Annotated in this window: 7 protein-coding genes; all 7 read left to right on the top strand. The window is 60.3% G+C overall.

The genetic code is table 11. The annotated features are described in order from the left end of the window. Nucleotides 1-20: 20 nt before the first annotated feature. Nucleotides 21-4,160, top strand: a complete 4,140-nt coding sequence (gene rpoB / locus M0H32_RS20115; RefSeq protein ID WP_248157082.1) for a DNA-directed RNA polymerase subunit beta — start codon at nucleotides 21-23, stop codon at nucleotides 4,158-4,160. Nucleotides 4,161-4,252: 92 nt separating this feature from the next. Continuing rightward, nucleotides 4,253-8,452, top strand: coding sequence for a DNA-directed RNA polymerase subunit beta' (gene rpoC / locus M0H32_RS20110; protein ID WP_248157080.1), 4,200 nt, complete (start codon nucleotides 4,253-4,255; stop codon nucleotides 8,450-8,452). Nucleotides 8,453-8,530: 78 nt separating this feature from the next. Beyond that, nucleotides 8,531-8,824, top strand: coding sequence for a regulator (locus M0H32_RS20105; RefSeq protein WP_248157078.1), 294 nt, complete (start codon nucleotides 8,531-8,533; stop codon nucleotides 8,822-8,824). 673 nt (nucleotides 8,825-9,497) lie between these two features. Beyond that, on the top strand, nucleotides 9,498-9,869 hold the full coding sequence (gene rpsL, locus M0H32_RS20100) for a 30S ribosomal protein S12 (protein WP_006936459.1): 372 nt from the start codon (nucleotides 9,498-9,500) through the stop codon (nucleotides 9,867-9,869). Between the two features lie 12 nt (nucleotides 9,870-9,881). After that, nucleotides 9,882-10,352 carry a 30S ribosomal protein S7 gene (gene rpsG, locus M0H32_RS20095; protein WP_248157077.1) on the top strand — a complete coding sequence of 157 codons (471 nt, stop codon included), beginning with the start codon at nucleotides 9,882-9,884 and terminating at the stop codon, nucleotides 10,350-10,352. 23 nt (nucleotides 10,353-10,375) lie between these two features. Beyond that, the gene (gene fusA, locus M0H32_RS20090; RefSeq protein ID WP_248157076.1) at nucleotides 10,376-12,451 is read left to right on the top strand and encodes an elongation factor G; all 2,076 of its coding nucleotides are present in this window, start codon (nucleotides 10,376-10,378) and stop codon (nucleotides 12,449-12,451) included. Between the two features lie 47 nt (nucleotides 12,452-12,498). Next, the coding region (locus M0H32_RS20085) for a GTP-binding protein (RefSeq protein ID WP_248157256.1) at nucleotides 12,499-12,629 on the top strand (131 nt) is incomplete at its 3' end.

Raw genomic sequence — 12,629 nt, 5'->3', positions numbered from 1 at the left:
GGCCGATACGAGGAGCGACAATGACCCAAACGTTCAACGGTCGCAAAAAGGTCCGTAAATATTTCGGATCCATCCGCGATGTCGCGGCAATGCCCAATCTCATCGAGGTTCAAAAAGCATCCTACGACCAGTTCCTGCAGGTCGACGAGATGCCGGGCGGCGGCCGCAAAAATGAAGGCCTTGAAGCGGTCTTCCAGTCCGTGTTTCCGATCTCCGATTTTGCAGGCACGTCCCTGCTGGAATTTGTTTCCTACGAATTTGAAGCCCCCAAATACGACGTCGACGAGTGCCGTCAGCGCGACATGACGTTCGCCGCGCCGCTGAAGGTCACCCTGCGCCTGATCGTGTTTGACGTCGACGAGGACACCGGTGCCAAGTCCGTCAAGGACATCAAGGAACAGGATGTCTACATGGGCGACATGCCGTTCATGACCGACAACGGCACCTTCATCGTCAACGGCACCGAGCGCGTCATCGTCTCCCAGATGCACCGCTCCCCGGGCGTGTTCTTCGACCATGACAAGGGCAAGACCCATTCTTCCGGCAAGCTGCTGTTCGCCGCCCGCGTGATCCCGTATCGCGGTTCCTGGCTGGACATCGAGTTCGACGCCAAGGACATCGTCCACGCGCGTATCGACCGCCGCCGCAAGATCCCGGTAACGTCGCTGCTGATGGCGCTTGGCCTCGACGGCGAGGAAATCCTGAACACCTTCTACAACCGGGTCGACTATACCCGGCAGAAGGACGGTTCCTGGCGCATGCCTTTTGACGGCAACCGTCTGAAGGGCACCAAGGCTTCCTATGACCTGATCGACGCCGACAGCGGCGAAGTGGTCATCGAAGGCGGCCGCAAGATCACCGCGCGCACCATCAAGCAGCTCGAGGAAAAGGGCGTCACCGCTCTGAAGGTGACCGACGAAGACCTGCACGGCCAGTATCTGGCCGAGGACATCGTCGATGCGAAGTCCGGCGAGATCTATGCCGAAGCCGGCGACGAAATCTCCGGCAAATTGCTGGAAGAGCTGGTCGACCGTGGCTATCACGACCTGCCTATGCTCGACATCGACCACGTCAACACCGGTCCCTACATCCGCAACACGCTGGCTGTCGACAAGAACGAGTCCCGCGAGGACGCGCTGTTCGACATCTACCGCGTGATGCGTCCGGGTGAACCGCCCACCATCGACACCGCCGAAGCGATGTTCCAGTCGCTGTTCTTCGACGACGAGCGCTACGATCTGTCCGCGGTCGGCCGCGTGAAGATGAACATGCGCCTCGACGTTGAGTGCGAAGACACCGTCCGGGTTCTGCGCAAGGAAGACATCCTGGAAGTCATCCGCGTGCTTCTGCAGCTGCGCGACGGCAAGGGCGACATCGACGACATCGACAACCTCGGCAACCGCCGTGTGCGTTCGGTCGGCGAGCTGATGGAAAACCAGTACCGCGTCGGCCTGCTGCGCATGGAACGGGCGATCAAGGAGCGCATGAGCTCCGTCGAGATCGACACCGTGATGCCGCAGGACCTGATCAACGCGAAACCGGCCGCGGCTGCCGTGCGTGAATTCTTCGGCTCTTCGCAGCTGTCGCAGTTCATGGACCAGACCAACCCGCTGTCGGAAGTCACTCACAAGCGCCGCCTGTCGGCCCTTGGCCCGGGTGGTCTGACTCGTGAGCGCGCAGGCTTCGAAGTCCGCGACGTTCACCCGACGCATTACGGCCGTATCTGCCCGATTGAAACGCCGGAAGGCCCGAACATCGGTCTGATCAACTCGCTGGCAACCTTCGCCCGTGTGAACAAATACGGCTTCATCGAAAGCCCGTACCGGAAGGTCAAGGACGGTGTCGTCACCAACGACGTCGTCTACCTGTCGGCCATGGAAGAAGCCAAGCACTATGTGGCGCAGTCCAACGCCGTCTATGACGACGCCGGTCACTTCACCGAAGAGCTGATCACCTGCCGTCACGCCGGTGAAAACATGATGGTTCCGTCCGACAAGGTCGACCTCATGGACGTGTCGCCGAAGCAGCTCGTTTCCGTCGCCGCGGCGCTGATCCCGTTCCTTGAGAACGATGACGCCAACCGCGCTCTGATGGGCTCGAACATGCAGCGTCAGGCCGTGCCGCTGGTGCGCGCCGAGGCCCCGTTTGTCGGCACCGGCATGGAGCCGATCGTGGCCCGTGATTCCGGCGCTGCCATCGGCGCCCGCCGCGCAGGCGTGGTCGACCAGGTCGATGCGACCCGTATCGTTATCCGGGCGACCGAAGATCTCGACCCGGGCAAGTCCGGCGTCGACATCTACCGGCTGCAGAAGTTCCAGCGCTCCAACCAGAACACCTGCATCAACCAGCGTCCGCTGGTGCGTGTCGGTGACCGGGTGCACAAGGGCGACATCATTGCCGACGGTCCGTCGACCGATCTCGGCGATCTGGCGCTCGGCCGGAACGTGCTCGTCGCGTTCATGCCCTGGAACGGCTACAACTTCGAGGATTCCATCCTTCTTTCCGAGCGCATCGTCTCCGACGATGTTTTCACCTCCATTCACCTCGAGGAATTCGAAGTGATGGCGCGTGACACCAAGCTCGGCCCGGAAGAAATCACCCGCGACATTCCGAACGTTTCGGAAGAAGCGCTGAAGAACCTCGACGAAGCCGGCATTGTCTATATCGGCGCCGAGCTGAACCCGGGCGATATCCTGGTCGGCAAGATCACGCCGAAGGGCGAGAGCCCGATGACGCCGGAAGAAAAGCTTCTGCGCGCCATCTTCGGCGAGAAGGCCTCAGACGTTCGCGACACTTCCCTGCGCCTGCCGCCGGGGGTTTCGGGCACCGTTGTCGAAGTGCGCGTCTTCAACCGCCACGGCGTTGAAAAAGACGAGCGCGCGATGGCGATCGAGCGCGAGGAAATCGAACGTCTCGCAAAAGACCGCGACGACGAACAGGCGATCCTCGACCGCAACGTCTATGGCCGTCTGGCCGAGATGCTGATGGACAAGACCGCCGTTGCCGGCCCGAAGGGCTTCAAGAAGGACACCGTGCTGACCGGGGACGTTCTGAACGACTTCCCGCGCTCGCAGTGGTGGCAGTTCGCCACCGACGACGAGAAGTTCATGTCCGAGATCGAAGCTCTGCGCGGTCAGTATGACGACAGCCGCAAGCGTCTCGAGCAGCGTTTCATCGACAAGGTCGAGAAACTGCAGCGCGGTGACGAACTGCCGCCGGGCGTCATGAAGATGGTCAAGGTCTTCGTTGCCGTGAAGCGCAAGCTTCAGCCGGGCGACAAGATGGCCGGCCGTCACGGCAACAAGGGCGTGGTCTCCAAGATCAACCCGTGCGAAGACATGCCGTTCCTGGAAGACGGCACGCATGTCGACATCGTGTTGAACCCGCTCGGCGTTCCGTCGCGCATGAACGTCGGTCAGATCCTTGAAACCCACCTGGGTTGGGCCTGCCGCGGCATGGGCAACCGGATCGGCGAAATGTACGAAGAGTACAAGAAGTCGGGCCAGATCGAAGAGCTGCGCGGCAAGATTGTCGAGATCTACGGCGACAACATGAAGGGCGACAACGTCAAGGAATACGACGACGAAGGCGTCGTGCGCCTGGCGGAGCAGCTGAAGAAGGGTGTCTCCATCGCGACGCCGGTCTTCGACGGCGCCCGTGAACCCGACGTTGTCGAGGCTCTGAACATCGCCGGCTACGATCCGAGCGGCCAGTCCGTCCTTTATGACGGCCGGACCGGTGAAGAGTTCGACCGCAAGGTGACCGTGGGCTACATCTATATGCTGAAGCTCCACCACCTGGTCGACGACAAGATCCATGCCCGTTCGATCGGCCCGTACTCGCTTGTCACTCAGCAGCCGCTGGGTGGTAAGGCACAGTTCGGTGGCCAGCGCTTCGGTGAAATGGAGGTCTGGGCGCTTGAAGCTTACGGTGCAGCCTACACGCTGCAGGAAATGCTCACCGTCAAGTCGGACGACGTGGCCGGCCGTACGAAGGTCTACGAGGCCATCGTTCGCGGCGACGACACGTTCGAGGCGGGCATCCCGGAAAGCTTCAACGTGCTTGTGAAGGAAATGCGGTCCCTGGGTCTCAACGTTGAACTGCAACGTACCGACGCACCCGCGATTGCCGAGGAAGAAACTGCGGACGCCGCAGAATAATCCCGGTAACGGACCCAATATGACTTGGAATGCCGGTGACGGGGAGGGGCGCAACAGCCCGTTTCCCGGCCGCGCATCGAAGGAGATGGACCATGAATCATGAGGTCATGAACCTGTTCAATCAGCAGGCTCCCGCACAGACCTTCGACAACATCCGGATCTCGCTGGCGAGCCCCGAAAAGATCTTGTCCTGGTCCTTCGGCGAAATCAAAAAGCCGGAGACCATCAACTACCGCACGTTCAAGCCGGAACGCGACGGCCTGTTCTGCGCGCGCATCTTTGGCCCGATCAAGGACTACGAATGTCTTTGCGGCAAATACAAGCGCATGAAATACAAAGGTGTTATCTGCGAAAAGTGTGGCGTTGAAGTCACCCTGTCGCGGGTTCGCCGTGAGCGCATGGGCCACATTGAGCTGGCTGCACCGGTCGCGCATATCTGGTTCCTGAAGTCCCTGCCGAGCCGCATCGGTTTGCTGCTCGACATGACGCTGAAGGATCTGGAACGTGTTCTCTATTTCGAGAACTACGTGGTTCTGGAGCCGGGCCTGACCCCGCTCAAGCAGCATCAGCTTCTGTCGGAAGAAGACTTCATCGCCGCTCAGGACGAGTATGGCGAAGATGCCTTCACCGCGATGATCGGTGCCGAGGCGATCCGCGAGATCCTGATGAGCATGGATCTGGAACGCGAATCTGAAAAGCTGCGCCAGGAAATCGCCGAGGCGACCACCGAGCTGAAGCCGAAGAAGCTGGCCAAGCGCCTGAAGGTCATCGAAGCCTTCATGGAATCCGGCAACCGCCCGGAATGGATGATCATGACCGTGGTGCCGGTGATCCCGCCGGATCTGCGTCCGCTGGTTCCGCTTGATGGCGGCCGGTTCGCGACCTCGGATCTGAACGATCTCTACCGCCGCGTGATCAACCGGAACAACCGTCTGCGCCGCCTGATGGAACTGCGCGCTCCGGACATCATCATCCGGAACGAAAAGCGCATGCTGCAGGAGTCCGTTGACGCCCTGTTCGACAACGGCCGCCGCGGCCGGGTCATCACCGGTGCCAACAAGCGTCCTCTGAAGTCGCTGTCCGACATGCTGAAAGGCAAGCAGGGCCGCTTCCGTCAGAACCTGCTCGGCAAGCGCGTCGACTATTCCGGCCGTTCGGTCATCACCGTGGGCCCGGAACTGAAGCTGCACCAGTGCGGCCTGCCGAAGAAGATGGCGCTCGAGCTGTTCAAGCCGTTCATCTATTCGCGGCTTGACGCCAAGGGCTTCTCCTCGACGGTCAAGCAGGCCAAGAAGCTGGTCGAAAAGGAACGTCCGGAAGTCTGGGACATCCTTGACGAGGTCATCCGCGAGCACCCGGTTCTCCTGAACCGCGCGCCGACGCTGCACCGTCTTGGCATCCAGGCCTTCGAACCGACGCTGATCGAAGGCAAGGCCATCCAGCTGCACCCGCTCGTCTGTTCGGCCTTCAACGCCGACTTCGACGGTGACCAGATGGCTGTTCACGTGCCGCTGTCGCTGGAGGCCCAGCTCGAAGCGCGTACACTGATGATGTCGACCAACAACATCCTGCATCCGGCCAACGGTGGCCCGATCATCGTTCCGTCGCAGGACATCGTTCTCGGTCTCTATTACCTCTCCATCATGGCAGAGGGTGAGCCGGGTGAAGGCATGGCCTTCAGTGATATCGGCGAGATCCATCACGCGCTGGCCAACAAGGTCATCACGCTGCACACCAAGATCAAGGGACGTTTCCGGTCTGTTGACTCCGAGGGCAACCCGACGTCCGAGATCTTCGAGACCACACCGGGCCGCATGCTGATCGCGGAACTGCTGCCGAAGCACCATGAAGTGCCCTTCGATGCCTGCAACAAGCTGATGACCAAGAAGGACATCTCCAAGATGATCGACACGGTTTACCGTGCCTGCGGTCAGAAGGAGACGGTCATCTTCTGTGACCGGATCATGCAGCTCGGCTTCAAGAATGCCTGTAACGCCGGCATTTCCTTCGGCATGGACGACATGGTCATCCCGGACACCAAGCACGACCTGGTGGCCGAGACCTCGGCGCTCGCGACCGAATACGAGCAGCAGTACAATGACGGTCTGATCACCCAGGGTGAGAAGTACAACAAGGTTGTCGACGCCTGGGCGAAATGCACCGACAAGATCGCCGACGAGATGATGGCCCGCATTAAGGCCGTTCAGATCGACGAGGAGACCGGACGCCAGAAGCCGATGAACTCGGTCTACATGATGTCCCACTCCGGTGCTCGTGGTTCACCCCAGCAGATGAAGCAGCTGGCCGGCATGCGCGGCCTGATGGCCAAGCCGGACGGTTCCATCATCGAGAACCCGATCATCTCGAACTTCAAGGAAGGCCTGTCGGTTCTGGAGTACTTCAACTCCACCCACGGTGCCCGTAAGGGTCTGGCAGATACCGCTCTGAAGACCGCGAACTCCGGTTACCTGACCCGCCGTCTGGTGGACGTGGCCCAGGACTCCATCATCCTGGAACCGGATTGCGGCTCGACCCGCGGCATCACCGTTGCGCCGATCGTGGATGCCGGTAACGTCATTGCCTCTCTGGGCATGCGCGTTCTCGGCCGGACCACGGCGGAAGACGTCATCAACAACCAGACCGGCGAAGTGATCATTCCGAAGGGAACGCTCATCGACGAGAAGGACGTTGAGGCGATCGAGGCTGCCAAGGTGCAGCAGGTCAAGATCCGCTCGGTTCTGACCTGTGAAACCGAAACCGGCGTCTGCGCGACCTGCTACGGCCGTGACCTTGCCCGCGGTACGCCTGTGAACATGGGCGAAGCGGTCGGTGTCATCGCGGCTCAGTCCATCGGTGAACCGGGCACCCAGCTGACCATGCGTACCTTCCACATCGGTGGTACGGCACAGGTTGTCGACAGCTCGTTCATCGAGTCCAACGTCGACGGCACGGTCAAGATCCGGAACCGTTCGGTCAACCGCGACAGCGATGGCAACCTGATTGCCATGGTGCGCAACATGTCCATCGTTGTCATCGACAGCGACGGCAACGAGCGCGCCGTGCACCGTGTTGCCTACGGCTCCAAGCTGCATGTCGACGAGGGCGACGCCGTCAAACGCGGCCAGCGTATCGCGGAATGGGATCCCTACACCCGTCCGATGCTGGCCGAAGTCGATGGTATCGTGGACTTCGAGGACCTGGTCGACGGCCAGTCCGTGCAGGAAACGGCCGACGAGGCAACCGGCATCACCAAGCGTATCGTCATTGACTGGCGCTCTTCGCAGCGTGGCGCAGACCTGAAGCCGGCCATCGTGGTCAAGGACGCCAAGGGCGCGGTTTCCAAGACCGACCGTGGCTCCGATGCCCGCCTGATGCTGTCGGTGGACGCGGTTCTCTCGGTTCAGCCGGGTGCATCGGTCAAGGCCGGTGACGTGCTTGCGCGTATTCCGCTGGAAAGCGCCAAGACGAAGGACATCACCGGTGGTCTGCCGCGCGTTGCGGAACTGTTCGAAGCCCGCCGTCCGAAGGATCACGCGATCATCGCCGAAATCGATGGTACGATCCGCTTCGGCCGCGACTACAAGAACAAGCGCCGCATCATCATCGAGCCGGCGGAAGAGGGCGTCGAGCCCGTCGAATATCTGATCCCGAAAGGCAAGCACTTCCATCTTCAGGAAGGCGACGCTATCGAAAAGGGTGAGTATATCCTCGACGGCAACCCGGCCCCGCATGACATCCTGGCCGTAAAGGGCGTGGAGGCGCTGGCCGCTTACCTCGTCAACGAGATCCAGGAAGTCTACCGCCTGCAGGGCGTGACCATCAACGACAAGCACATTGAAGTGATTGTCCGCCAGATGCTGCAGAAGATCGAGATTACCGATCCGGGCGACACCGAGTTCTTCTCCGGTGAGCAGATCGACAAGATCGACTTCGAGGAAGCCAACCAGAAGGCCGTGGATGCGGCCCGGGACCCGGCCAAGGGTGTTCCGGTTCTGCTCGGCATCACCAAGGCGTCGCTGCAGACACGCTCGTTCTTCTCCGCCGCCTCCTTCCAGGAGACGACCCGCGTTCTTACGGACGCCGCGGTCAACGGCAAGACCGACCCGCTGGTCGGCCTCAAGGAGAACGTCATTGTCGGCCGCCTGATCCCGGCCGGTACCGGCGGGGTGATGAAGCGGATCCGCAAGATCGCGACGCATCGCGACGACCTGATCCAGGAAGCGCAGCGTCAGCAGTCTTCGGACAGCGCCGCGGAAGGTCTTCTGGAAGACATGACCGGAGCCGCCGAATAACCGGCGCGACTTCGAGACATCGAAAGGCCGCCTCCGGGCGGCCTTTCTTGTATCAGGGTGAACATGAAAGACAGTTCAATGAACGACAACGAACTCGAACTGGATCCGGTGGTCTATATCGTGATCGGCCGGGTCTGGGAAAATGAAGAGGCTTCGCCGGAAGACGCGATCACCATCCACGCGATGCTGATGGCGCCCGATGAGGACGACGCCGTCCGCCGGACGCTGGAATCGCTGTCCTCGCAGGGCTTCGCCGAAGCCGAACTCGAGCAGATCGGCGTGATGGATGGGGAGCCGGACGACCCGGTCTATGAAGGTGCCTACCAGGACGCCCTGGCCGGCAATGTCGCGATCGTCACTTTCACCGCTTGACCTGAGTAAATCGATCCCGAAATGCCCCAACGCAGCATCGCGCCGGGGGAGGGGCTGGTCTGCAGTTTCGGTATGGCGGCCGATGGAGCGGGTCGCCGAGGCGAAGCCGCACCAGCCGAATTCGGAATCGCATCATGATTTCAAGGATGAGACTGAGTCTTTCCAACTGTCGAAATCGCGCAGTTGCTTCAATTTGACTCAACGGATTCAGACTTGATTCAGAATTCGGGCAAGGCACGGGAATCGCCTGCGAAAGAAAATTACAAAAATACCCACGCAAACGCGTCACCTGTGGCTGCAAAGCCTCGAAAACATTCCGGAAATTGACCTTGCCGATTGGTAAGGCGCAGAAACGCGGTTTTTTCGACAAAGCACTTGACGCAATGGGTGCATATGAGTAGTTTCCGCGCATCCCAAGGGCAGGCGGTAAGAGTGAACCGTCCAGCGCTAACCAAGGCGCAGGACCCAATCCTCTTAAACGCTGCCGGGTTACATAGGCGAATACGCGTCGATTGCATGACCGCGGGGTAACTCGTGGTCCTCTGGTTTTTCGCAGCGCCGGCCGCTCACTATGAGCGCGCGGGCGCGATTTTGCATGTCCAAACGGCTTGCAGGATCGGCGGGGACTGCAGTTGCATACGAATTTTTGGATGGACAAGGTAAAGGGCACAGAATGCCGACCATCAACCAGTTGATCCGCAAGCCGCGGAAAGATCCGCCGAAGCGGAACAAGGTGCCGGCCATGGAGGCCTGCCCGCAGAAGCGTGGTGTTTGCACCCGCGTTTACACGACGACGCCGAAGAAGCCGAACTCGGCTCTGCGTAAGGTGGCCAAGATCCGCCTGACCAACGGCTTCGAAGTCATTGGCTACATCCCGGGTGAAGGTCACAACCTTCAGGAACACTCGGTGGTGATGATCCGCGGCGGCCGCGTCAAGGATTTGCCGGGTGTGCGCTACCACATCATCCGTGGTGTGCTCGATACCCAGGGCGTCAAGGATCGTAAGCAGCGTCGTTCGAAATACGGCGCTAAGCGGCCGAAGTAAGGAGCACATCAGATGTCCCGTCGTCACCGCGCTGAAAAACGCGAAATCAACCCGGATCCGAAGTTCGGGGATGTTGTCGTCACGAAGTTCATGAACTCGATCATGTATGACGGCAAGAAGTCGGCAGCAGAACGCATCGTCTACGGTGCCTTCGATGTCGTCGAAAACAAGGCTCGCGAGAACCCGATCGAGGTGTTCCACGCTGCTCTTGAGAACGTTATGCCGCAAGTGGAAGTGCGCTCCCGCCGTGTCGGTGGTGCCACCTACCAGGTGCCGGTTGAGGTTCGGACCGACCGCCGTCAGGCGCTGGCCATTCGTTGGTTGATCGCCGCCGCGCGCAACCGCAACGAAACCACCATGATTGATCGCCTCTCCGGTGAGCTGCTCGATGCAGCCAACAACCGTGGTACCGCAGTTAAGAAGCGCGAAGACACGCACCGGATGGCAGATGCCAACCGCGCGTTCTCGCACTATCGCTGGTAATTTGACTTCGAAGGGCTGACGCTATGTCGCGCACGCATAAAATCGAGGACTACCGCAACTTCGGCATCATGGCTCACATCGATGCAGGTAAGACCACTACCACCGAGCGGATCCTCTACTACACGGGTAAGAGCCACAAGATCGGCGAAGTTCATGACGGCGCAGCCACCATGGACTGGATGGAGCAGGAGCAGGAGCGTGGCATCACGATCACCTCTGCTGCGACCACCGCTTTCTGGAAAGAAAAGCGCCTGAACATCATCGACACCCCGGGCCACGTTGACTTCACCATTGAAGTTGAACGCTCCCTGCGCGTGCTCGACGGTGCCGTCGCCCTTCTGGACGCAAACGCCGGCGTTGAGCCGCAGACCGAGACTGTCTGGCGCCAGGCCGACAAGTACAACGTCCCGCGGATGATCTTCGTCAACAAGATGGACAAGCTCGGCGCCGATTTCGATCGCTGCGTCGAGATGATCAAGAAACGCCTCGGCTGCACCCCGCTGGTCATGCAGCTGAACGTTGGTGCCGAGAACGACTTCGCCGGTGTTGTCGATCTTCTGGACATGAAGGCCCTCATCTGGCAGTCCGAAAACCTCGGCGCTGCCTGGGACGTCGTCGACATCCCGGCCGATCTGGTCGACCGTGCTCAGGAAGCACGTGACGCGCTGATCGAGACCGTTGTCGAAGTCGACGAAGCCGCCATGGAAGCCTACCTGGAAGGCGAAGAGCCCTCCATAGAAACCATCAAGAAGTTGATCCGCAAGGGCACCATCAACAACGACTTCGTTCCGGTTTTCTGCGGTTCCGCATTCAAGAACAAAGGCGTTCAGCCGCTGCTCGACGCCGTTGTCGACTACCTGCCGAGCCCGGTCGAAGTGCCGGCCATCAAAGGCATCGATCCGAAGACCGAAGGTGAAATCACCCGCAAGTCCTCCGACGAAGAGCCGCTTGGCCTGCTGGCGTTCAAGATTGCCAACGACCCGTTCGTCGGCTCCCTGACGTTCTGCCGCATCTACTCCGGTGTTCTGAACAAGGGCGTGTCCCTGCTCAACACCGTGAAAGACAAGCGTGAGCGCGTCGGCCGGATGATGCAGATGCACTCCAACTCCCGTGAAGACATCGATATTGCCTATGCAGGCGACATCGTGGCCATCGCGGGCCTCAAGGACACCACCACTGGCGACACCCTGTGTGATCCGCTGAAGCCGGTGATCCTGGAGCGCATGGAATTCCCGGAGCCGGTCATCGAGATCGCTGTCGAGCCGAAGACCAAGGGCGACCAGGAAAAGATGGGCCTCGCGCTCAACCGCCTGGCAGCCGAGGATCCGTCCTTCCGCGTCAAAACCGACGAAGAATCCGGTCAGACCATCATCGCCGGCATGGGCGAACTGCACCTGGACATCATCGTCGACCGCATGAAGCGCGAATTCAAGGTCGAAGCCAACATCGGCGCACCGCAGGTGGCTTACCGCGAAACCATCACCAAGCAGGCCGAAGTGGATTACACCCACAAGAAGCAGTCTGGTGGTTCCGGTCAGTTCGCTCGCATCAAGCTGGTCATCGAGCCGGCCGAGCCGAACGAAGGTTATGTCTTCGAGAGCAAGATTGTCGGCGGTAACGTCCCGAAGGAATACATCCCGGGTGTTACCAAGGGTATCGAAAGCGTCATGTCTTCCGGTCCGATCGCTGGATTCCCGATGCTCGACATCAAGGCAATCCTGATCGACGGTGCATACCACGACGTTGACTCCTCCGTGCTCGCCTTCGAAATCGCCGGCCGTGCCGGTTTCCGCGAAGCGATCCAGAAGGCCGGCCCGAAACTGCTCGAGCCGATCATGAAGGTCGAGGTTGTCACCCCGGAAGACTACATGGGTGATGTGATTGGTGACCTGAACTCCCGCCGCGGCCAGATCGCCGGCACGGAGAACCGGGGCATCGTCACGGTCATCACCGCAATGGTCCCGCTGGCCAACATGTTTGGCTACGTGAACAACCTGCGTTCCATGTCCCAAGGCCGCGCACAGTACTCGATGGTGTTCGATCACTACGAGCAGGTGCCGCAGGCTGTCGCCGAAGAGGTTCAGGCGAAATACGCCTGACCCCAACCTCTTGAAGTCAAAAAGAAATAGAGAAACGGAGTAATCCGATGGCGAAAGAAAAATTTGAGCGCACGAAGCCGCACGTTAACATTGGCACGATTGGCCACGTTGACCACGGCAAGACCACGCTGACCGCTGCAATCACCATGACGCTGGCCGAAACCGGCGGTGCTACGGC

The sequence above is a fragment of the Roseibium sediminicola genome (genome assembly GCF_023156505.1).
Classification (GTDB): domain Bacteria; phylum Pseudomonadota; class Alphaproteobacteria; order Rhizobiales; family Stappiaceae; genus Roseibium; species Roseibium sediminicola.
Note: the sequence above shows the minus strand (reverse complement) of the source record. Positions and strands in the feature narration are given on the sequence as shown.